This is a genomic window from Shewanella sp. SR44-4, from assembly GCF_014163715.1.
GTDB lineage: Bacteria > Pseudomonadota > Gammaproteobacteria > Enterobacterales > Shewanellaceae > Shewanella.
Window position 1 is genome coordinate 13,741 of record NZ_JACJDU010000040.1, and the last position, 22,694, is coordinate 36,434.

General features: G+C 40.7%; 18 protein-coding genes. 11 read left to right on the forward strand and 7 right to left on the reverse strand.

Annotated elements, in window-relative coordinates:
- The first annotated feature begins 24 nt into the window (after positions 1 to 24).
- Positions 25 to 1,308 (forward strand): threonine synthase, encoded by a 1,284-nt coding sequence (thrC, locus tag H5125_RS16415; protein ID WP_101086369.1) that lies wholly within the window; start codon positions 25 to 27, stop codon positions 1,306 to 1,308.
- Between the two features lie 184 nt (positions 1,309 to 1,492).
- Complete coding sequence (locus tag H5125_RS16420) at positions 1,493 to 2,035, forward strand: hemerythrin domain-containing protein (RefSeq protein WP_101086370.1); 543 nt, start codon at positions 1,493 to 1,495, stop codon at positions 2,033 to 2,035.
- 141 nt (positions 2,036 to 2,176) lie between these two features.
- Here the strand turns inward: H5125_RS16420 and H5125_RS16425 are convergent, their stop codons facing one another.
- The 5 genes from H5125_RS16425 to H5125_RS16445 form a co-directional block, all read right to left on the reverse strand.
- On the reverse strand, positions 2,177 to 2,362 hold the full coding sequence (locus tag H5125_RS16425; protein ID WP_101086371.1) for a DUF3545 family protein: 186 nt from the start codon (positions 2,360 to 2,362) through the stop codon (positions 2,177 to 2,179).
- 179 nt (positions 2,363 to 2,541) lie between these two features.
- Positions 2,542 to 4,179: a glucose-6-phosphate isomerase gene (gene pgi, locus H5125_RS16430; protein WP_101086372.1), complete on the reverse strand. Its 1,638-nt coding sequence runs from the start codon at positions 4,177 to 4,179 to the stop codon at positions 2,542 to 2,544.
- A 15-nt stretch (positions 4,180 to 4,194) separates the two neighbouring features.
- Entirely contained in the window at positions 4,195 to 5,148 is a 954-nt protein-coding gene (tal, locus tag H5125_RS16435) for a transaldolase (RefSeq protein ID WP_101086373.1), read from the reverse strand.
- Positions 5,149 to 5,444: 296 nt separating this feature from the next.
- Positions 5,445 to 6,563, reverse strand: a complete 1,119-nt coding sequence (locus H5125_RS16440) for an OmpA family protein (protein WP_101086374.1) — start codon at positions 6,561 to 6,563, stop codon at positions 5,445 to 5,447.
- 390 nt (positions 6,564 to 6,953) lie between these two features.
- Positions 6,954 to 9,320, reverse strand: a complete 2,367-nt coding sequence (locus H5125_RS16445) for a phosphoketolase family protein (RefSeq protein ID WP_182744777.1) — start codon at positions 9,318 to 9,320, stop codon at positions 6,954 to 6,956.
- 522 nt (positions 9,321 to 9,842) lie between these two features.
- Here H5125_RS16445 and H5125_RS16450 point away from each other — a divergent pair.
- Entirely contained in the window at positions 9,843 to 11,279 is a 1,437-nt protein-coding gene (locus tag H5125_RS16450) for a sodium:alanine symporter family protein (protein WP_101087192.1), read from the forward strand.
- Positions 11,280 to 11,380: 101 nt separating this feature from the next.
- Positions 11,381 to 12,157, forward strand: coding sequence for a peroxide stress protein YaaA (gene yaaA, locus H5125_RS16455; RefSeq protein WP_101086376.1), 777 nt, complete (start codon positions 11,381 to 11,383; stop codon positions 12,155 to 12,157).
- 92 nt (positions 12,158 to 12,249) lie between these two features.
- Here yaaA and H5125_RS16460 read toward each other — a convergent pair whose 3' ends face one another.
- On the reverse strand, positions 12,250 to 13,695 hold the full coding sequence (locus tag H5125_RS16460; RefSeq protein ID WP_182744778.1) for a M20/M25/M40 family metallo-hydrolase: 1,446 nt from the start codon (positions 13,693 to 13,695) through the stop codon (positions 12,250 to 12,252).
- 132 nt (positions 13,696 to 13,827) lie between these two features.
- Between H5125_RS16460 and H5125_RS16465 the strand changes: the two genes are divergently transcribed.
- Positions 13,828 to 14,124: a metalloregulator ArsR/SmtB family transcription factor gene (locus H5125_RS16465; RefSeq protein WP_011638342.1), complete on the forward strand. Its 297-nt coding sequence runs from the start codon at positions 13,828 to 13,830 to the stop codon at positions 14,122 to 14,124.
- Positions 14,125 to 14,628: 504 nt separating this feature from the next.
- On the opposite strand, the gene rpsT is transcribed toward H5125_RS16465, so the two are convergent.
- Positions 14,629 to 14,895, reverse strand: coding sequence for a 30S ribosomal protein S20 (gene rpsT / locus H5125_RS16470; protein ID WP_059744082.1), 267 nt, complete (start codon positions 14,893 to 14,895; stop codon positions 14,629 to 14,631).
- A 261-nt stretch (positions 14,896 to 15,156) separates the two neighbouring features.
- Between rpsT and murJ the strand changes: the two genes are divergently transcribed.
- The 6 genes from murJ to ispH all read left to right on the forward strand — a co-directional run bounded on the left by murJ (position 15,157) and on the right by ispH (position 22,587).
- Positions 15,157 to 16,716: a murein biosynthesis integral membrane protein MurJ gene (gene murJ, locus H5125_RS16475; protein WP_162023672.1), complete on the forward strand. Its 1,560-nt coding sequence runs from the start codon at positions 15,157 to 15,159 to the stop codon at positions 16,714 to 16,716.
- Positions 16,717 to 16,851: 135 nt separating this feature from the next.
- Positions 16,852 to 17,787, forward strand: a complete 936-nt coding sequence (ribF, locus tag H5125_RS16480; RefSeq protein WP_101086379.1) for a bifunctional riboflavin kinase/FAD synthetase — start codon at positions 16,852 to 16,854, stop codon at positions 17,785 to 17,787.
- A gap of 33 nt (positions 17,788 to 17,820) precedes the next feature.
- Positions 17,821 to 20,643: an isoleucine--tRNA ligase gene (gene ileS / locus H5125_RS16485; RefSeq protein WP_182744779.1), complete on the forward strand. Its 2,823-nt coding sequence runs from the start codon at positions 17,821 to 17,823 to the stop codon at positions 20,641 to 20,643.
- Positions 20,644 to 20,665: 22 nt separating this feature from the next.
- Positions 20,666 to 21,169, forward strand: a complete 504-nt coding sequence (gene lspA, locus H5125_RS16490) for a signal peptidase II (RefSeq protein WP_041413659.1) — start codon at positions 20,666 to 20,668, stop codon at positions 21,167 to 21,169.
- Between the two features lie 2 nt (positions 21,170 to 21,171).
- Positions 21,172 to 21,615, forward strand: a complete 444-nt coding sequence (fkpB, locus tag H5125_RS16495) for an FKBP-type peptidyl-prolyl cis-trans isomerase (protein ID WP_162023671.1) — start codon at positions 21,172 to 21,174, stop codon at positions 21,613 to 21,615.
- A gap of 42 nt (positions 21,616 to 21,657) precedes the next feature.
- The gene (gene ispH, locus H5125_RS16500) at positions 21,658 to 22,587 is read left to right on the forward strand and encodes a 4-hydroxy-3-methylbut-2-enyl diphosphate reductase (protein ID WP_182744784.1); all 930 of its coding nucleotides are present in this window, start codon (positions 21,658 to 21,660) and stop codon (positions 22,585 to 22,587) included.
- Positions 22,588 to 22,694: the final 107 nt, after the last annotated feature.

Here is a 22,694-nt window from a genome sequence, read left to right on the forward strand (position 1 = left end):
ATTGAAATTTAAAAGGCAGTCGCAATGGAATTATATAACTTAAAACACCCATCGCAGGTAGTTAACTTCAGTCAAGCGGTTCAGCTGGGTTTAGGTAAAGATAGAGGATTGTTTTTCCCAAAGTCCATTCCTGTACTATCCAATATAGATGCATTGCTGGCATTACCCTTTGCTGAGCGAAGCAAAAAAGTCTTGGGTGCTTGGTTAGCGGATGAACTAGGGCAGGAAAGTGTTGATAAGCTCGTTGATAAGGCATTTACCTTCGATGTACCACTCGTTAAGGTTGATGATAAACGCGCTTGTTTAGAGCTTTTTCATGGCCCTACATTAGCGTTTAAAGATTTTGGCGCACGGTTTATGGCCCAATGTGTTGATTTACTTGCTGGCAATAAAAAACTGACCATTTTAACCGCAACATCGGGTGATACTGGCGCTGCAGTAGCGGATGCATTCTATGGTTTAGATAACGTTAATGTAATGGTGTTATACCCAAAAGGTAAAATTAGCGAACTACAAGAGAAGATGTTTACCACCTTAGGTAAAAATATTCATACTGTGGCAGTAACGTCTGACTTTGATGCGTGTCAGCATCTGGTAAAACAAGCTTTTGATGACAGTGATGTTCGCGATGGCTTAGCGTTAAATTCTGCTAATTCGATTAATATCAGCCGTTTATTAGCTCAGATATGTTATTACTTTGAAGCGGTAGCGCAAGCAAAGCAAGCTGGACATAATGAGCTTGTGATGTCTGTACCCAGCGGTAATTTTGGTAACTTAACGGCCGGGTTATTTGCTAAAGCCATGGGGTTACCTATTAAACGTTTTATTGCAGCAACCAATAGCAATGACACTGTACCGCGTTATCTCACTGGTGGAGAATGGCAGCCACATAAAACGGTAGCGACTATGTCAAATGCTATGGATGTGTCAGAGCCAAGTAATTGGCCTCGTGTTGAAGCGATTTGTGAGCAAATGGGCTGGCCGTTATCATTGGTAGCTGGCGTGGCTCTTTCTGAAGATGATACCGCTGGCGCTTTAGCAGAACTTTATCAGTTGGGTTATCAATCAGAGCCTCATGCGGCGATTGCAGCTCATGCATTAACGCTTGGCCTAAGAGGTAACGAAACTGGTGTATTTCTAGGTACAGCGCATCCTGCGAAGTTTAAAGATGTGGTTGACCGTGAGTTGGCCATTAATTTGCCGTTACCTCCTGAATTAGCTGCAGTGGCACACAAAACGATTCTGTCAGCAGAATTAGATGCTGATTTTGGTCAGCTTAAGGCTCATATGTTTGCTGTGTTAAAGTAACCCCTTAGCTTCAAATATCTAACACCTAATATCAATGAGATTGGCATTAGGTGTTTTTTTATATTTCAATATTATGATCTTGGTCATACCTCATAATGCTTATCACAGTGTAGATTAGTAAAAGACGCATTATTGGCTATTATTTATACATTGGTGTTTTGTAGATAGATGACGGGAGAAGGTTATGTTGCAACGTTTAATGCGCGATCATAAGCATATTGCCATTTTGTTGAATATCCTTTCGAATAAATTGACTCGATTGGCTGAAGGTAACGGAGTTAATTTTAATCTGGTTAGGGATATCGTTGAGTATATGCAAGGCTATGCTGAGCATAGTCATCACCCGTTGGAAGATATTATTTTCGATTATTACAGTAATAAAACGGGTTTAGCGAATTGTGGCCAACTTTATAATGAACATCATCGTTTGGCTGAGGCATCGGGTGCTTTAGTTTATAGCTTGAATATGATTCTTTCGGATGTGGTTATCTCGCGCGACAAGTTGATTAACGATCTGCAAGAATATATTGACCTACAACAATTGCATATGCAGTATGAAGAACGGGAAGTATTTCCTAATTTTGTTAAGGCATTAGACAATAACGATTGGCAAAAAATCAACGTGTTATGTCAAAATCGCTTAATTGAAGATCCGTTATTTAATGATAATGATAAAACGATTTTTGAAGATTTACGGACCTATATTGAACATTCAGATAACAAATGATGTGATTATTCTGGGCTAGAGGGTTGTGATGTACATTCATAACCAACCTATAAATTTTGGCAAACAAAAAGAGCGCTCTATGCGCTCTATGCGCTCTTTTAATCGATTTTATCGTTAAGTGTTAAATGTGGTGGGATTCAATTAAAGCACTAATGTATTAACATCAAAATCGAATGAATCATCAATATCTTGCAATTCCTTGAGTAAACGCTGTTTATCCTTAATGGTTTCAATTTCACGCCATTTGCGTTTTTTTGACGAGCTTTTTGAGCGGGTTGGTCTTTCAACAACTTCGTCTAGCGCACCACCATAGTCTAATCGATCCATGGTAACCTCCCTTGTTATTATGATGTCTCTGCACAAATAAGTACCATATTTCAGCTATAGGGTGCAATAGTTGTGTTGCATTTACGTTACTAATAAATCACAGTTTAGTGAATTTGATATCAAAAACGCATAAAAAAACCTCAGCAAGCTGAGGTTTTTATTTAAGGCTAGTATTTGTTCTATAGCTTACCTTTACGATACAGGTTCACTAATGCATTGCTCGATGCATCTAAATCGGTAGCATCTTGGTCGGCACCAATTCGTTCAAGCACATCATTGCCTAATTGCTTACCTAGCTCTACACCCCATTGATCAAATGAGTTTATCTGCCATATAGCACCCTGAACAAAGGTTCTGTGCTCATATAGCGCGATTAACGCACCTAATGTTGTTGGCGTTAGCTTATCCATCAATAAGGTATTACTTGGCTTGTTACCAACCATTACCTTATGTTTTGCTATAAGCGGTTTTTGTTGCTCATCAAGCTGGCTATTGCTTAGTTCAGCCAGTGCTTCATCGTAGGTACGACCTTGCATTAAGGCTTGGGTTTGCCCAAAGCAGTTTGATGCAAGTTGGTCATGATGTTCACCCAACGGATTGTGGCTTTGCAACGGCATAATAAAGTCGGCAGGAATAAGTGCTGTGCCTTGATGTAGCAACTGATGATAGGCATGTTGACCGTTGGTACCTTCACCGCCCCAAATGACGGGACCGGTGCTGTAATCGACGTCAGTGCCATCGAGTGTCACTGATTTACCATTACTTTCCATGTCGAGTTGTTGAAAATAAGCCGGAAGACCACGTAAGTAATGATCGTAGGTTAAAATGACATGTGATTGAGCACCATGAAAATTACCATACAATACAGACAACATAGCCATGATGACGGGCATATTTTGTTCGATAAGCGTGTTAGTAAAATGCTCATCCATTTGATGCGCGCCATCTAACAAGTCTTTAAAGTTATCCATACCAATAAGTAGCGCGATTGGTAAACCAATGGCTGACCATAATGAGTAGCGTCCGCCAACCCAATCCCACATTGGGAATATGTTGTTAGCGTCCATACCAAACTCAGTTGCCTTAGCCACATTTGATGTTACAGCAACAAAGTGTTTCGCCACATCTTGTTGACTTGCACCTTGGCCTAAAAACCAATCTTTAGCGCTAAGGGTATTGGTAAGAGTCTCTTGAGTACTGAATGATTTTGACGACATCACAAACAATGTGGTCTCAGCATTGAGATTTTTTAATTTTTCACAGATTGAAGTTGCATCAACGTTGGCGACAAAATGGCAATTAAGCCCTGCTTGCCAATATGGTCTAAGCGCTTGTGAAACAATTTTAGGTCCAAGAAATGAACCTCCAATGCCGATACTGACGATATCTGTAATCGCTTTACCGGTATAACCTTTCCACTCGCCTGATTGCACCGTGCCAACAAACTTAGCCATTTTAGCTAATGTTTGTTGCACTTCAGGAACGATATTCGCTCCTTCAGCAATAATCGTTTGAGTTGCTTTACTGCGTAATGCAGTGTGCAATACTGAGCGCTGTTCGGTGTTGTTAATCACATCACCATTAAACATTGCAGTAATTTTTTCACTCAGTTTTGCTTCTTTAGCGAGAGAGAATAGCAGCTTAAGTGTTTCATCGTTCACACGGTTTTTAGAGTAATCTAAAAACAGACCACAAGCCGCAACGCTCATTTGCTCAAAACGTTGTGGGTTTTGGGCAAATAATTCGCGCATGTGAGGTAGTTGACTTGAATGGGTTTGTAGCGCCTTCCAAGTCGTGCTTTGAGTCAGTGTAGTCACGAGTAAAGCCTCCAACTAGCTTAAGTTTGTTTTTAGCATAACTTCTAGTTTGCCTTGATCGATGGCAAAATTACGAATGCCTTCTGCCAACTTATCTACTGCCATTGGGTCTTCGTTAAATGCCCAGCGGAATTGTTCTTCAGTGAGTGCTGTTGGAGCCGACTGTGTTGCTGGTGTCGCAACCAATTTCTGAATGATTTCTACATCAGTATTGGCTAATTCTTCTAGTAATGCAGGGCCAATCGTTAGACGGTCGCAACCTGATAATTCAATAATCTCACCAATATTTCTGAAACTCGCACCCATTACAACAGTGTTATAACCATGTTGCTTATAGTAGTTGTAAATCTCAGTAACAGAGACCACACCAGGATCGGTTTCTGCAGTGTAATCTTGGCCTGTGTCTTTTTTATACCAATCTAGGATGCGACCCACAAAAGGCGAAATAAGGTATACGCCAGCTTCTGCACAGGCTCTTGCTTGAGCAAAGCTAAATAGCAATGTTAGGTTACAGTTGATGCCTTCTTGTTCAAGTACTTTTGCTGCGCAAATACCTTCCCAAGTCGAAGCTAGTTTGATCAAAATTCGTGATTTATCAATTCCGGCTTCTTTATATAATTTGATTAGCTTATGAGCTTTGTCGATTGAGCGTTGCTTGTCAAATGATAAGCGAGCATCGACTTCTGTTGAGATACGACCTGGTACTAGCTTTAAAATTTCTACGCCAATATTGACTGCAAGTTTGTCGCCTGCATCTTCAATCTGTTGTTCAATACTTTGGCTTTGAGTTTTAGCCCATTCAATTGCATTCTCGATAAGAAAAGCATATTCAGGGATCTGAGAAGCTTTTAAAATGAGTGATGGATTGGTTGTTGCATCTTCAGGCTGGTAACGCTTAATAGCTTCTATGTCGCCGGTATCAGCAACGATGGTCGTGAATGATTTGAGTTGCGCGAGTGCATTGGCCATGGAAATTTCCTCTCGTTAAGCAATGAATATAGATCAATGCCTTTATTAGAAGCGATTTTAGGAATTATTCCAACTTTATTTGTAAAAAAATTACGAAATTATCCGCTGTTTTCGCTTATTTAAAGCCATTATTGTTGCTAAATAGACAGAATTGGTCAGTTTATACGGTACATACTTCCAATTCTATTACCGCTACGTCAGTGGCAGCCACTGGTGTACTAGTTTTTACGTTGTTCTGAAAATAAAAAAGTCGCTGCAAGCAGCGACTTCTAAAGTATAGCGTATCTATATTACAATTAACGTAATACTACGCGCTTTTCAGTACCCGTCACGATAGCTTCGATACGACGGTTAACACGGTTAGCTTCAGCTGAGCTACCTTGCATAACTGGTTTAGTGACACCGTAACCAACAGAATTGATACGGCTCATGCTAATGCCATACTTTTTATTTAGTGCACTAGCAACAGAAATCGCACGACGCTCAGAAAGCTTCATGTTGTATTCTGCTTTACCTACGTTAGACGCATGGCCTTGAACAGATACAGTGTGTTGTGGGTATTTAGTTAAGTGGTCAGCAAGTTTTTCTAAATCAGCAAACGAACCAGCACGGATTTCAGCTGAATCATTAGCAAATAAAATACCACCTAAGTCATACTTAGTTGTAACGTTTTCATAAACACTACAACCAGTCGCATCAACTTTGTGAGTTGATGGTGTGTCTGGACATTTGTCGATGTTGTTTGTTACGCCATCTTTGTCATCATCACCTAGAGCAACAACAACGGGTGCAACAACAACTGGAGCAGCAACTGGAGCTGGAGTAATCGTACCAAAACGGTAGCTTAGAGCTAGACCCCAATAGTTACTTTCCATTTTTAAGTTGTTTAATGCGTCAGCGTCTAAATTTTCGTAACGACGATATTTCGCTTCTAACTTAAGATTGTCGGTAAAGTTATAACCAACACCAGCGCCAGCAAATAATCCTACGCCAGAATCACTTAATTTCTGACCATTAACTGTTTGTTGGTTTTCTAATAGGTAACTATAAGTACCTATTTCTGATGATAAGCTCCACTTGTCAGCAAGTGGGTAAAAACCAACTAAACCTAGACTAACGCCGGTAGCTCCGACATCGTAGCTTTTAGTATCGTAATTAGTCCATTCAGCACGGCCTAGGTCACGATAACCTAATTCGATACCAATGTATTCGTTGAATAAATAACCGCCGAACAAGTCCCAAGCATATGGGTCATCTTCACCACATACTTTCATGGTTTTTTGGTCGCAGCTAGGTTCATAGTTATTGACGCCTACACCACCACCGATATACCAAGGTGTTAGTTCTTCTGCAGCTGATGCAGCAAAAGGCAACATAGAGGTGAGTAATACTACTTTTAATGTGTTCTTCATCATATATACATCCATTGTTATTTTACTCCACCAAATATGCATGTAACGGAGTTGTTATTTTCATGCATTACTGACGCTTAATGTGGTGTTTCTTTGTATTTTAGTCAGCGGCGCAATTATGGTCGGTAATTAGATGTTTTTCCATAGTAAAAAGGATTAATATTTTGTAATAGTTCACTATGCTACCTCGTTGCCATATAAGTGAAATCTTAAAAATATGAATAAAAACAGAAGGTAATGTTAATTGTTTGACGCTCTGAACGATTAGATTTATTATAAAAATATTGTTAATATTTTTAATGAGTTACTCAAGAAACATGGTTAGTTATTTTTTTTGAGGGTTAAAAACAAAAATACGTCCAATTAGGACGTATTTTACGTGAGTGGTAGCTGTTAACGTGTCCACACCCAGTTTTCGATCTCTTCAGGGTCGACACCGTTTGCTTTGATGTAGTTTTTGTGGTCTACCAAGCGTTGTAACATATCGGTCGTGATGGTCACATGTTGTGATTCATCAATTACGCCTTGCTGGAACAACTTATATGCCATATCGATAACTAAATGATAGCGAGAAGTACCATTACGCACACCCATATCAAATGGTGTAGTCGTTGAACCTTCTTCTTCATAACCTTTAATACGGAAGCGACGGTTACCTTTATAATCAAATACAAGCTTTTTGATGGTGTTTGGGTATCCATGGTAGTTGAATACCACGCCTTTATCTTCAGTGAAGACTTCATCCATCATCCAAGGCTTGCTTTGGAATTTAAGACTACCTAAACCGCTGCTGTGAAGTTCTGAGACACTTACAAAGCGGATGCGCACTCTTGGTAAAATCTCACGAATTAATACCAGTGAGGCCATACATTCTTGCGTCGCGTAGTCACCACAACCTGCAAGTACTACATCTGGTTTGTCATCAGAGGCGAAATCCCACACCATGATACCGTCTTTAGCTTGCTTACGGGCTTCATCAAGTGATAACCACTGTGGTAACGACTTTTTACCCGCAACGATAATATTCAGTTTATCGCGATCAGCGTAAGCACGTTCAGTGTAAACCAAGGTACTGTTAGCATCTGCAGGTAAATAAGCAGAAATAATGTTCGGATGTTTCTCTAACATAGCGCCTAGGAAAGACGGATTCTGGTGAGAATAACCGTTGTGATCTTGACGTTCTAATAGTGAAGACAATACGACGTTACATGCAGGGATAGGCTTACGGAAATGGATGCCTTGGCTTGCATGAACATATTTACAATATTGATCTGCCATTGATGACACTACCTGAGAGAAAGATTCGTAGGTAGGGAACATACCGTGACGACCTGTTACTGTGTAACCGTGTAACATACCGAAAAGTAAATTTTCAGATAGGAGCTCAATCACGCGGCCATCGCGAGACATATCTTGATCCCAGCTTTCGATTGGCCACTGCCATGCGCGGTCGGTTTCTTCAAACACAGCTTGTAGTTGGTTTGAGTATGTTTCATCAGGGCTGAAGATACGTAAGTTACGTTGATCGCGGTTTAGTTTGAAAGCATCACGCATCCACTCACCCATTTTCAACATTGAGAAACCACGTTGACCACGAGCTGTTTCTGAACCGTAACCCAATTTGTTTAAATCTGGATTTGCTAAAGCACGTACAACTTCACCGCCGTAACTCAGACGTTGACGACCACAACATAACTCTTTTGGCGGCATCAAAGACATAATGTCTTTATCAAATATCAATTCACCGCTTTCAGTGGTTTGCACTAATTCGTCAAACTTATAGCTAGCCAACCACTTATCAAGAGCTTCAAGATGGCCTTTATCTTTGGCGCAGTTGCTCACTATTACTTGATGAGATTCACAGTTACCAGCAAGTTTCTTACCATCGTATTCAGAAGTACCAGTCCAACCTTTTGCGGTTCTCATTAAAATAACTGGCCAGCGTGGTTTAACGACATCTTCACCTGAACGTGCGCGACGTTGGATGTCATTGATCATGTCATATGACAAGTCCATTGCTACGGTCATTTGTTCAAAAATATCGGTTTCCATTGCATCATCAACGATGATTGGGTGATAACCAAGACCACGGAATTCTAAATCTAGCTCTTCATGGCTCATTCGGCCCATACGAGTAGGGCCTGAAATTTTGTAACCGTTAATATGTACGATTGGTAGCACTGCCCCGTTGTTATCTGGTGAGACTAAACGGTTGGCATACCAAGATGCAGCTAATGGACCTGTTTCTGCTTCACCGTCACCAATTAAACAGGCGGCAATAAGATTTGGGTTATCTAATACAGAGCCCCAAGCAACTGAAAGTGAATAACCAAGCTCACCACCTTCTAATATTTGGCCTGGTGCTTCAGGATTCGCATGTGATGGATAACCGTAAGCTGCTGAGAATTTTTTACAGATATCTTCGATACCCGTTTCTGTATAAGGTATGGTCTCTGGGTAGAAATGGCTTAATGAACCTTCTACAAATAAGTTAGCTTGTACTGCTGGGAAACCGTGGCCAGGGCCAACAAGGTAAATGAATTCACGATTATGCTTAACAATAAGACGGTTAACGTTAGCGTAGACAAAGTTGATACCAGGACACGTTCCCCAGTGACCAAGTAAACGAGGCTTGATATCAGTATGTTGTAAAGGACGCTTAAAAAGTACGTTTTGCTTCAGATAAATTTGCGATGTCGCCAAGAAGTTAGTCGCTCGTACGTATTTTTTTAGTGCAGTTATTTCATTTGAGTTAGTCATTGTGACCTCGATTAAAAGTGAAAATAATTATTTAACTTTCTTTGAGAACACTGTATCTGTAATTTTATTACAATAATGTGGCCTTTATCTAATTTTTGACGAGTCACTTTTAGTTCAGATCGCATTTTTGGTTGATATGTCGATAATTACTTGAAATTTAATAACGATTTGCCAGTGCTTTAAGCATAGAGCATTAATAATAGAAGTGATAAAGTGTGATGGATGTCACTTGTTGCTTTTTGTTTTATTTGTGTTGCTTCAACGTGTCATTTACTTAGGCAATGTATCAGGTAGGTAACGTTGTTTTAGCATTCACAGCCCTTGGTGATCTATACCTATTAATCCACCATCATTAGCTTTTATAATGGCGCCTTTATTTGGCACTTTTATTTGTTTTACCGTTTGACACATAGCAGCTCGCATATGAAGTGCCAGGTCTGTCCATTATGTGCTTTAACATTCAGCGCAATAGCCTGATACAAAAAAATAACCTTATAACGGGGAAGATTAGACAATATGGCAATGTTAGAAACGATTATTAATTTTATGAATAGCCTACTTTGGGGCAAGCTATTAGTTTATGGACTGGTAGGCGCTGGATTATTTTTCACCATTCGTCTCGGTTTTATTCAAGCCACTCATTTTGTTCATGGCATTAAAGTATTGGCTATTAGCCGTCGTCCAGGTAAGCATGGTTTATCATCATTTCAGGTTTTTTGTACCAGTATGGCAGCACGTGTAGGTGCTGGTAACATGGCCGGTGTGGCTGTTGCAATTGGTACCGCAGGACCAGGTGCCGTGTTCTGGATGTGGGCTATTGCGGTACTTGGTATGGCAACCGCAATGATTGAGTCGACCCTTGCCCAAGTTTATAAAGTGAAAGATGGTGATGGTCAGTACCGTGGCGGGCCTGCTTATTATATGGAGAAAGGTCTTGGTCAACGCTGGATGGGTGTGCTGTTCTCGATATTTTTAATTATAGCCTTTGGTTTAGTGTTTAATGCAGTCCAGGCTAACACCATAACTGGTGCTATGACTCAGGTGTTTGGTTTTGAGCCTGTCTATATTGGAATTGGTATTGTTATTTGCAGTGCCTTTGTGATTGTTGGAGGCCTTAAGAAGGTTGCTAAAGCATCTGAGTTAATTGTGCCTGTGATGGCTATTGCTTATATTGCCATTGCTTTTGTCGTTGTGGGTATGAACATTGAAAAATTACCCGACATATTCATGTTGGTTATCAATAGTGCATTTGGTTGGCAAGAAGCTGCTGCTGGTGGTGTTGCATTTAGTGTTTCGCAAGCAATGCAAGCTGGTATTGCCCGAGGATTGTTTTCAAACGAAGCGGGTATGGGGAGTGCCGCAAATGTTGCTGCAAGTGCATCTCCAAATCCTAACCATCCAGCATCGCAAGGTTTTGTGCAAATGATGGGCGTGTTTGTTGATACTATTGTTATTTGTACCGCAACCGCAGCGATTATTTTATTATCTGGAGATGCAGCTTCTAGCTCGGATGGTATTGCCAAAACCATTAGTGCATTAACCAGTCATGTGGGTGATTGGGGTGGAGCATTTATTGCTTTTGCCATTTTACTCTTCTGCTTTACGTCTATTATTGCCAACTATTCTTATGCAGAAACCAATGTAATGTTCTTGTCTGGCAATAGTAAAAAAGCCTTACCTTTATTTCGTTTAGTGGTTTTAGGTATGGTGATGTTTGGTTCTCTCGCTAAAATTAGTTTGGTTTGGGATTTAGCGGATGTGTCGATGGGGCTAATGGCCATTGTTAACTTAGTGGCATTAGTCTTGTTGTCTGGTTTGGCGGTTAGAGTGATCAATGACTACCGTGAACAGATAGACGCTGGTATTGATCCGGTATTTGATACTAGTAAGTTTCCGGAGCTAGCCGATCAATTAGAAGAAAAAATTTGGCCTAACTCAGCAGAGCCTGTAAAAAAATAGCATTTACCTATTAGGGTAATCGAAAAAACCATGCTACAGCAGCATGGTTTTTTTTTATCAGTTCAGTATGATGACATTATGATTTTACCTGGAGCGTACTTATGCTGGTTTTAGTTTCACCCGCGAAAACATTAGATTTCGAAAATCCACCTATAACTAACACCCATTCTCAGCCGTGTTTACTTAAACAAAGCCAAGCATTGATTGATGTATGCCGTGAATTAACACCAATGGATATTGCCAGTTTAATGAAAGTAAGCGATAAAATTGCCGGGCTTAATGCTGCTCGTTTTGCTGACTGGCAGCCACCGTTTAGCCTTGATAATGCTAAACAAGCTATATTCGCATTTCGAGGTGATGTCTACACCGGTTTTGATGCCGATCATTTATCTGAGTCACAAATAGCTTCTAGTCAAAAGCATCTGCGTATTTTGTCTGGTTTGTATGGTTTACTTAAACCGTTGGATTTAATTCAACCGTACCGGTTAGAAATGGGTACCAAACTAACAAACTCACAGGGTAGCAATTTATATGCTTTTTGGGGCGAGACTATCACTGCTGAAGTGAATAAGGCCTTGAAAGAGCAGGGTGACGATATCATTGTCAATTTAGCGTCGAATGAATACTTTAAATCGGTCAACGTTAAGCAGCTTGAAGGACAGTTGATTACACCAGTATTTAAAGACTGTAAAAAAGGTCAATTTAAAGTGATTAGCTTTTATGCTAAAAAAGCGCGCGGATTGATGGCTCGTTACATTGTGGATACTAAACCTACTAGTGTTGAACAATTAACCGAGTTTGATCTTGAAGGTTATTATTATAACGAAGTGCAATCGACCCCTACAGCGCCAGTGTTTTTACGAGACGAACAAAAATAACGCTCTCTGAAATAATAAAACCAGCTTGATAAAAAGCCCTTGAATAAGGGCTTTTTAATGTCTGAGTGTTAAGCTCGATTGAGATAAACCGATTAGTGTTGTTCTTTTTGCTGAGTAACAGGCCTTAAATCGATTTCTGATTGCGCCATCATATAAGCAAATTGTGCATAAGCAGCGGCACTTTGCGCTAGTTTCTTGGGATCAATTTTATCCAAGGTGTCGTTAGGAGTGTGGTGATAATCAAAATAATCTGAACCATCTTGATTTAACGACGCAACTGGAACGCCTAATGCTGGTAGAATTGAAACATCTGGGCCACCAGACGCTTCATTATTGCCTAGCTCAACGCCGTTTAAGGTCATAGCTGAATGTTCTTGTTTGACCTGCTCAAATGTCGCGGCATTAACGTTAAAATCAATTTTATATACGGGTCCTGCACCAAAATCAGATTCTGCGGCAATATAGTGTTTATCTAATTCATCAGCATGTTGTGCCGCATAGGCTTTACCGCCAACTAAACCGACTTCTTCTGCAGCGTATAATACCACTCGAATAGTGCGTGCTGGCTTTTGTGGTAAGTCTTGGATAAGTTTAGCAGCGGTGGTGACAATCGCCACACCAGCGCCATCATCAATCGCACCTGTACCTTCATCCCACGAATCAAGATGAGCACCAATAAGGACGATTTCGTCAGGCTTACTGCTACCTGTGACTTCTGCAATGACATTATAAGATGTGGCTATCCCTAGATTTTCTGAGGTCAAATTTAATGATAGTGTGATGTTTGGATCGCGCTTTAACATCGCATTAATTAAATCGGCATCTGGATTCGACATTGCTGCCGCAGGAATTTTAGGCGTTCCTTCTTCATATCGCATCATACCAGTATGGGCCATTCTGTCATGATCCGTCCCAATAGAGCGGATAACGATGGCAACCGCTCCTTTTTGTGCAGCCACTATAGCTCCTTGAGAGCGACCACCTACAGCTTCGCCATAACCTTTACCTGTAATATGGCGTTCAGTTTTGTGGTCGATGAATACAATTTTGCCTTCGATGCGTCCAGGTGATGCATTAGATAACTCTTCTAAGCTGTCAAAGCGTACAATTAATGCTTGAATACCGTTAACCGGTGTTGCCACGCTTCCACCTAAGGCGGTAACGACTAATGGCTGATCATAAGGCGCCACGATACTTGCGTGGGCGCTACCTCTTGACCATGCAGGAACTTGAACAGACTCCTTGTACACTTTATCAAATCCGAGCAGCCACAATTTTTCCATTGCCCAATCAACCGCAACTATATCTTTATCCGTGCCAGCTAATCTTGGTCCAACTTCAACGGTGAGTGATTCGACTATGTCATAACTTAAGCGAGACGATAAAGCTTGTTTAGCTAATTGTTGACTGATTTTTGCATCATCAGAATCATTAATCACTAATTGTGGTGCAGTGGCTTTAGTTGGTGACGTTGTTTGACAGCCAATAAGTGCTGCAAAAATGGCACCGACGAGAGTGGCTCTTTGATAGTTTTTCATGAGTTTCCTTTGATTATTTTAGCTAAGTCTCATTTTTTACAACAATCTACCAAAAAGTGTGCTTTATGTCCCGACTCTATTTGTAAGGGAACGCTATATTAGAGCGGGGTTAGATGAGGAGAAGAGCGCGTGATGAATATAGAAAAAATGCAGCAGCAAGCAGATCATGCGGTCGTATTGCTAAAAGCATTAGCAAATGAACGTAGATTGTTTATTTTGTGTCATCTTCTTAATGAAGGTGAAATGTGTGTTGGTGAAATGAATAAGAAGTTGGGGTTGAGTCAATCGGCATTATCTCAACATTTGGCATGGCTTCGTAAAGACAATTTAGTCTGTACTAGAAAAGAAGCACAAACCGTTTTTTATTCATTAAAAAGTAATGAGGTAAAAGAGTTAATTCAAGTATTAAATAATATGTATTGTTATTAAATTGACTCCACAAACGTCTTAACTGATGCATCTCATTGATGATGTCTTAAGTTAAGACGTTTAGTTCTGTAAATTATATACACGCCATATGCCGCTTACTGGCCGCAATTAAGACACTTCAAACCACAAACCTGCAATGTATCAATATTTTCAAAACCACCAACAATCAACTTTCAACTTTCAACTTTCATAAAATTGATCGTTCTCCCGTTGAAATGAGTGAAAGCTTTCATACTGTCTTTCTACAGGCTTAGTTAGTCGCCAATATTAATAGTATTAAATTAAACGTTAAAACAGCTCTCAAGCGCAACTTGCTTTTAATCAGACTATTTTTCAGGGTCAGATCATTAATAATTTTGACATTATTATATTGATACTAATCTGTTGAGTTGAGTTGAGTTGAGCTGAGATAGGGGAAGTTGCAGATGAAAAAGATAGATAGGTAAAATTTAGTAATAAAAAAACCGGCCTAAGCCGGTTTTTTGAATCTTAATCTACAAAAACTTAAGCTGCGATAGCTTTGATTTTTGCATTTAAGCGAGCCTTCTGACGACCGGCTTTATTCTTATGAATAAGACCTTTAGTCGCCATACGGTCAACAATTGGTTGTGCAATAGCGAACGCTTCTGTAGCCGCTTTATGGTCACCACTTTTGATAGCAGCGATGACTTTTTTAACGTATGTACGTAACATAGAGCGACGACTAGCATTATGCTGACGACGCTTTTCAGACTGAAGCGCGCGCTTCTTTGCAGACTTGCTATTAGCCAAGGTGCAACTCCTAAAAACTGGATTTGATACTTTTAAAGGCCGAGGAATATGCCTGCTTTTTGTCGTCTTGTCAACGACTACAGTTGAATAATCATCATAAAGATAAATTAATCCAACCTAACATGCCTAACTTCAACCCACTCGTGTAATATGTGGCGCAATTCTACCAGCTCTTTGGTCTGTGTGACAGGGCCATAATAGAATATTTATTAATATATCCCATTAATTTTCGTTGAAGTGTGTTTGTGCCTGGGGGGCTGTTTGAGCAAAAAATTATTTAAATCAGGCTTGATTGTCAGCGTTATGACGCTGATTTCACGAGTATTAGGTTTAGTTCGAGATGTAGTGATTGCGAACCTAATGGGAGCAGGCAGTAGTGCTGACGTGTTCTTTTTTGCAAATAAGATACCTAATTTTTTAAGGCGATTATTTGCCGAAGGGGCTTTTGCGCAGGCATTTGTGCCGGTACTGACCGAGTACCAGGAAAAAATGACCCCAGAAGATACACGCGAGTTATTAAGTAAAGTCGCTGGTACCTTAGGTGTACTAGTGACAATTGTTACTTTGGTTGGTGTTGTTGGTTCTCCAGTATTAGCTGCTCTTTTTGGTGGTGGCTGGTTTGTCGATTGGTTAAATGACGGGCCTAATGCAGAAAAATTTGAACTGGCTTCTGTCATGTTAAAAATTACCTTTCCGTACTTATGGTTTATCACCTTCACAGCCCTAGCAGGATCAATCCTTAATACTCGTGGACGCTTTGCAGTTTCAGCCTTTACGCCAGTATTTTTGAATGTGGCGATTATTGCCGTGGCTTTATGGTATGCGCACACATTAGAAAACCCTGAAATTGGTTTGGCTTGGGGGGTATTTGTTGGTGGATTGATTCAGTTTTTATTCCAAATACCTTTCTTAATTCGTGAGAAAGCACTTGTTAGGCCTACGTGGGGATGGCATCACCCTGGTGTGGTAAAAATTAGAACCTTGATGATCCCAGCTTTATTTGGTGTGTCTGTGTCGCAAATTAATTTATTGTTCGACACTTTTATAGCCAGTTTCCTGATGACCGGATCGATTAGTTGGTTGTATTATGCAGACCGCCTATTGGAGTTCCCTTTAGGATTATTTGGTATTGCCATCGCGACAGTGATTTTGCCTGCATTATCGCAAAAACATGTTAATGCCCAAGGCAGTGGCTTTAACCAAACGATGGATTGGGGAGTAAAAGCCATTTTACTCTTAGGCACACCGGCTATGTTAGGACTGATTATTCTTGCTAAACCAATGCTGATGGTGTTGTTTATGCGTGGTGCATTTAGCCTAAATGACGTTGAAATGGCTTCGTATAGCTTGGTTGCTTATGGCTGTGGTTTGTTAAGTTTCATGATGATTAAAGTGTTAGCTCCAGGATATTATTCGCGTCAAGACACTAAAACGCCGGTTAAATATGGCATTATTGCCATGGTTAGTAATATGGTGTTTAACCTTATTTTTGCCATTCCATTTGGTTATGTGGGCTTAGCCATTGCGACCTCAATGTCTGCGCTATTAAATGCGGGTTTGTTATATCGAGGTTTGCATAAAGCGGGCGTTTATCAAATGAGCCGACAAACGTTATTTTTCTCGTTTAAAGTGATTATTTCTACAGCCTTAATGGCCATTGGCATTGTTTATTTTATGCCGCAACAAAGTACATGGCTCGAATGGCACACCTTTGAACGGATGTTTATGTTGATTGAGCTCATTGTTGGTGGCGCGGTTATTTATTTGTTGAGTTTACTCGCATTGGGTGTACGGCCTTGGAAAATTAAACGTCAGGGATAATTTATCCTACGTGAGAGACTTAGGCATATCGGCTGATTATCCAAAATTCGCTGTAATAATCTGAGGTTGAAACTCGCATCTGACATTGGTTTGGGTATATAATCTGCCGATTTGCAATAGGCAGTATTGAGCGTAATGGAATTAATCCGCGGTATACACAATATTTTACCTTCTCATCATGGTTGCGTTTTGACCATTGGGAATTTTGATGGTGTCCATCGTGGCCATGCACAGGTGATCAGCAGCTTGGTTAATAAAGCGCATCATTTTCAACTGCCTGCAATGTTAATGACCTTTGAACCGCAACCGCAAGAACGTTTTCGTGGTACAGATGCGCCGGCACGTTTGAGTCTTCTACGTGATAAAATTAGATTGTTAGATGAGCTTAAAATTGATCAGCTACTTTGTATCAATTTTACTGAAGCCTTTGCTAGTCAACCTGCTGAAGCGTTTATTGAAGAGTTACTGGTTAAAAAACTCGGGGTTAAATATCTCGTTGTTGGAGATGATTTTTGTTTTGGTAAAGGTCGCTTAGGCAACTTCGATATGCTCGTTGCTGCGGGTAAAGAATTTGGCTTTACTGTGGTCAGTACACAAAGCTTTGTTGTTGGTTCGTTGCGAGTAAGCTCTACTGCAGTGAGAGAACAACTAGCGTTAGGGCACTTAGAGCAAGCAAGGCGGTTATTGGGTCATCCTTTCATTTTAAGTGGTAAGGTTGCACACGGGCAAAAATTAGGCCGTACAATTGGTTTTCCAACAGCAAATATTGCCTTAAAACGACACGTAGTACCTGTAAGAGGGGTGTTTGCGGTTCGTTTGTACTGGGATGGCAGTGACATTTATGACGGTGTGGCTAATGTGGGTTTTAGACCCACTGTAAATGGTCAAACTTGCAGATTAGAAGTCCATTTGTTTGATTTTAGCGGTGATTTATACGGCAAACGAGTGGAAGTAGAATTAGTAGCAAAGATCCGTGATGAACAACCTTTTGAGTCATTGGACGCGCTAAAAAAACAGATTTTAAATGATGCAAATGAAGCTCGCGCTTTATTTAGCAACGATGCTAGCTGAAATGAATCAGCTTTAAATAATGGTATGGGATCAATGAGCGACTATAAATTTACTTTGAACTTGCCGGAAACAGAGTTTCCGATGCGCGGTAATTTGGCAAATCGCGAGCCAGAAATGTTAAATAGCTGGACGCAAGACGGACTGTATCAACAGATCCGTGATAGCCGTGCTGGCCGTAAACCTTTCATTCTTCATGATGGCCCTCCATACGCCAATGGCAGCATTCATATTGGTCACTCGGTAAACAAAATCCTTAAAGACATCATTATTAAGTCTAAAACCATGTCAGGTTTTGACGCGCCTTATATTCCAGGCTGGGATTGTCATGGATTACCGATTGAGCTTAAAGTTGAGCAAAAAGTCGGTAAGCCAGGTGTCAAAATTTCTGCGGCAGAGTTTCGTGAAGAATGTCGTAAATATGCCGCTATCCAAGTTGATGGCCAACGTGATGACTTCATTCGTTTAGGTGTATTAGGTGATTGGCAAAACCCTTACCTAACCATGGACTTTTCAACCGAAGCGAATATTGTCCGTTCATTGGCAAAAGTAATTGAAAGCGGTCATTTACACAAAGGTGTTAAACCTGTGCATTGGTGTACCGACTGTGGTTCAGCACTTGCTGAAGCTGAAGTGGAATACGAAGATAAAACATCTCCAGCCATCGATGTCGCTTTTGTGGCGGTTGATAGCCAAGCCGTTGCAGCTAAATTTGGCGTAGAAAATTATGCTAAACCAGTAGCAATGGCAATTTGGACCACGACCCCATGGACGATTCCTGCAAATCGTGCATTAGCGTTAAGCCCTGAGTTAGATTACAGCCTGGTTGAATTTGTTAAGAATGGTGAAACGACTACCTTGATATTAGCTCAAGTTCTGGTTGAGTCATGTCTTGAGCGTTACAGTGCAGAGTCACACACTATTTTAGGTGAAGTAAAAGGCGCAGAACTTGAGTTAATGCGTTTTAATCACCCATTTTATGCGTTTGACGTGCCTGCTATTTTAGCCGATCACGTTACTACTGACGCAGGTACCGGTATTGTACATACAGCACCAGGCCACGGTCAGGACGATTTTATTGTCGGCCAAAAATACGGTTTGGAAGTCGCTAACCCTGTTGGCGACAATGGTGTTTATAAGCCAGACACTGAGTTTTTTGCTGGTCAGCATGTATTTAAAGCCAACGCCAATGTGGTTGCGCTGTTAGAAGAAAAGGGCGCATTACTTCTGCATGTTGCTATACGCCATAGCTATCCACATTGCTGGCGCCACAAAACACCAATTATTTTCCGTGCCACGCCACAATGGTTTATCTCTATGGATAATCATGGTTTGCGTTCACAAGCGTTAAAAGAAATTGAACAAACGAAGTGGATCCCTGATTGGGGCCAAAGCCGTATTGAAAAAATGGTAGAAAATCGTCCAGACTGGTGTATTTCACGTCAGCGTACTTGGGGCGTACCTATTACGTTGTTTGTGCATCGTGAAACGGATGAATTACATCCAGACAGTGTTTCATTAATGGAACGTGTAGCGCATCGCATTGAACAACAAGGCATTCAAGCTTGGTGGGATTTAGATGCCAGTGAATTGTTAGGTGATGAGGCAGATCAATACCGCAAAGTGACTGATACATTGGATGTATGGTTTGACTCAGGTTCATCATTCTCATCTGTTGTCGCAGCGCGTCCAGAGTTTCATGGGCATGACATTGACTTGTATCTAGAAGGAAGCGATCAGCATCGTGGTTGGTTTATGTCATCATTGATGATCTCAACCGCTATGAATGGTAAAGCACCTTATAAGCAAGTGTTGACTCATGGTTTTACCGTTGATGGTAAAGGCCGTAAGATGTCAAAATCTGTTGGTAACGTGATAGCTCCATTACAAGTAATTAATAAGCTAGGTGCTGATATTTTACGCCTGTGGGTTGCTGCAACTGATTATAGTGGCGAAATGACGGTATCTGACGAGATTTTAAATCGTAGTGCTGATGCATATCGTCGTATTCGTAATACTGCCCGTTTCTTGCTTGCTAACTTGAATGGCTTTAACCCAGAAACGGATATGATCGCATCTGAAGATATGGTCGCGTTAGATCGTTGGGTTGTTCGCCGTGCAGCAGTACTGCAACAAGAAATCATCGAAGCGTATGATCAATACAACTTCCATTTAGTGACTCAAAAACTGATGCAGTTTTGTTCTGTAGAGCTAGGCAGTTTCTATCTTGATATTATTAAAGATCGCCAGTACACCGCTAAGCAAGAAGGACATGCACGTCGTAGCTGTCAATCTGCTCTTTATCATATTGCCGAAGCGATGGTTCGTTGGATGACACCGATTTTAAGCTTTACCGCTGATGAAGTATGGCAATTGTTACCAGGTAAACGTGAAAAGTATGTGTTTACCCAAGAATGGTATCAAGGCTTAGAAGCCGTCACTCTTGAAAGTGATTTAAGCGATGATTATTGGGAGAAACTATTAACAGTCCGTAACGAAGTTAACAAAGTACTCGAACAAGCGCGTCGTGATAAACGTATTGGTGGTTCATTAGAAGCTGAAGTGACATTGTTCGCCGATGCTGATTTAGCTGCTGAGTTAGCTAAAGTGGGTGATGAGTTACGATTTATTCTTATTACCTCTAAAGCAGCCGTGGCGGATATGTCACAAGCGGGTAGCGATGCCATCGAAACCGAATTAAGTTCGCTTAAACTAGTGGTTGCCAAAAGTGCTGCCGAGAAGTGTGAGCGTTGCTGGCACTATCGTGAAGAGGTTGGCACCATTGAAGCTCACCCAACATTGTGTCAGCGTTGTGTGACCAATATTGAAGGTGAAGGCGAGCAACGCGAATTCGCGTAAGGAAACATTGATAATGAGTACTGTGCCATTAACATGGAAAGACAGTGGCTTACGTTGGTATTGGGTAGCTGCATTGGTGTTTTTAGCCGATCAGCTGTCTAAACAATGGGTCCTGAGCAATTTTGAATTGTATGAGTCTATACAGCTTTTACCGTTTTTTAACTTCACTTACGTGCGAAACTACGGTGCAGCGTTCAGTTTTTTAAGTGAAGCAGGAGGTTGGCAACGTTGGTTGTTTACCATTATTGCGGTTGGTTTTAGTACCTTGTTAACAATATGGTTGCGTAAACAATCTTATTCGTTATGGCGCAGTAATTTAGCCTTTACCTTAGTTATTGGCGGCGCATTAGGTAATTTGGTTGATCGTTTAATGCATGGTTTTGTAATTGATTTTGTCGATTTTTACTGGAATACCAGCCATTACCCTGCATTTAATATTGCCGATGCAGGCATCTTTATTGGTGCGGTACTGATCATTTGGGAATCATTTAGACCCGACGCAAAGCCATCGAAGGAGCAAGATTAACTATGACAGATTTAAATAAGCAAGACAGTCATTCATTAATATGTCATATGAATATTGTACTGGAAGACGGGTCCACAGCCGACAGTACAAAATCATCTGGCAAACCTTCACGTTTAAATATTGGTGACGGTAGTCTAAGTCCGGCTTTTGAAGACGAACTAAAAGACTTGAAAGAAGGTGATAAGCACACATTTACCTTAGCGGCAAAAGACGCTTTTGGTGAGTCAAACCCTGATGCGATTCACTATATGGACCGAAGTCGATTTCCTGCAGATATGAAGCTTGAAGACGGTGTTATTGTGAGTTTTGCGGGTCCTGGTGGCAGTGAAATACCGGGTATCGTTCGCGATACTGCTGGTGATTCAATTACCGTCGATTTAAACCATCCACTCGCAGGACGCACGCTTACGTTTGAACTTGAAGTGATTAGTGTCATAACTGAGTAAAAAAGGTAGCACATGCTAAAAGTTGATCCGACGTCTCCAGAACTGAGTATTTTATTGGCCAACCCTCGTGGTTTTTGTGCCGGTGTTGACCGTGCTATCAGTATTGTTGAGCGTGCTTTAGAGTTATTTGAACCACCAATTTATGTACGCCATGAAGTGGTACATAACCGATATGTGGTTGAAAACCTAAAACAGCGTGGTGCTCTTTTTATTGATGAACTTGACCAAGTACCAGACAACAGTATTGTTATTTTTAGTGCTCACGGTGTATCACAAGCTGTGCGTAAAGAAGCTAAAAATCGTGGTTTAAAAGTCTTCGATGCGACATGTCCTTTAGTGACAAAAGTACATTTACAAGTGACTCGTGCAAGTCGTAAAGGTATTGAGTGCATTTTGATTGGTCATGAAGGCCATCCAGAAGTTGAAGGCACTATGGGACAATATGATAATCCTAAAGGTGGTGTTTATCTTATTGAGTCTCCAGAGGATGTTAATAATCTTCAGGTCAATAATCCAGACAACTTATGCTTTGTCACTCAAACAACACTTTCTGTTGATGACACCTTAGATATTATTACTGCATTGCAAAAGCGCTTTCCTTCAATTGAGGGGCCGCGTAAAGATGATATTTGCTACGCGACGCAAAATCGACAAGATGCTGTACGTAGTATGTCTTCAGAAGTCGATTTATTGATTGTTGTCGGTTCTAAAAATAGCTCTAACTCAAATCGATTACGTGAGCTGGCTGAAAAAACAGGTACGCAATCTTATCTCGTTGATACCGCTGCTGACGTTGAGGCTGTGTGGTTTGATGGCGTGAAAAAAGTAGCAGTAACTGCTGGTGCTTCAGCGCCTGAGGTTTTAGTGCAACAAGTTGTTAACGCGATAGCTAAACTTGCACCGAGTATTATTACTGAAGTTGAAGGCCGTAAAGAAGATACTGTATTTGCAGTTCCAGCTGAATTACGTTAGTAATTTCAATCATCTATAAATATTAACCCGCAACTTAATTTAAGTTGCGGGTTTTTTGTGCTTACAAAGTAAACCGAGTATAATACTGATAAAATATGTTGTTCTAT

Coding starts and splice junctions, on each gene's coding strand:
- H5125_RS16465 (WP_011638342.1), top strand. CDS start 13,828: ATGAATATAGAAAAAATGCAGCAGCAAGCAGATCATGCGGTCGTATTG.
- H5125_RS16460 (WP_182744778.1), bottom strand. CDS start 13,695: ATGAAAAACTATCAAAGAGCCACTCTCGTCGGTGCCATTTTTGCAGCA.
- H5125_RS16420 (WP_101086370.1), top strand. CDS start 1,493: ATGTTGCAACGTTTAATGCGCGATCATAAGCATATTGCCATTTTGTTG.
- H5125_RS16445 (WP_182744777.1), bottom strand. CDS start 9,320: ATGACTAACTCAAATGAAATAACTGCACTAAAAAAATACGTACGAGCG.
- thrC (WP_101086369.1), top strand. CDS start 25: ATGGAATTATATAACTTAAAACACCCATCGCAGGTAGTTAACTTCAGT.
- ileS (WP_182744779.1), top strand. CDS start 17,821: ATGAGCGACTATAAATTTACTTTGAACTTGCCGGAAACAGAGTTTCCG.
- yaaA (WP_101086376.1), top strand. CDS start 11,381: ATGCTGGTTTTAGTTTCACCCGCGAAAACATTAGATTTCGAAAATCCA.
- fkpB (WP_162023671.1), top strand. CDS start 21,172: ATGACAGATTTAAATAAGCAAGACAGTCATTCATTAATATGTCATATG.
- ribF (WP_101086379.1), top strand. CDS start 16,852: ATGGAATTAATCCGCGGTATACACAATATTTTACCTTCTCATCATGGT.
- H5125_RS16425 (WP_101086371.1), bottom strand. CDS start 2,362: ATGGATCGATTAGACTATGGTGGTGCGCTAGACGAAGTTGTTGAAAGA.
- H5125_RS16450 (WP_101087192.1), top strand. CDS start 9,843: ATGTTAGAAACGATTATTAATTTTATGAATAGCCTACTTTGGGGCAAG.
- tal (WP_101086373.1), bottom strand. CDS start 5,148: ATGGCCAATGCACTCGCGCAACTCAAATCATTCACGACCATCGTTGCT.
- H5125_RS16440 (WP_101086374.1), bottom strand. CDS start 6,563: ATGATGAAGAACACATTAAAAGTAGTATTACTCACCTCTATGTTGCCT.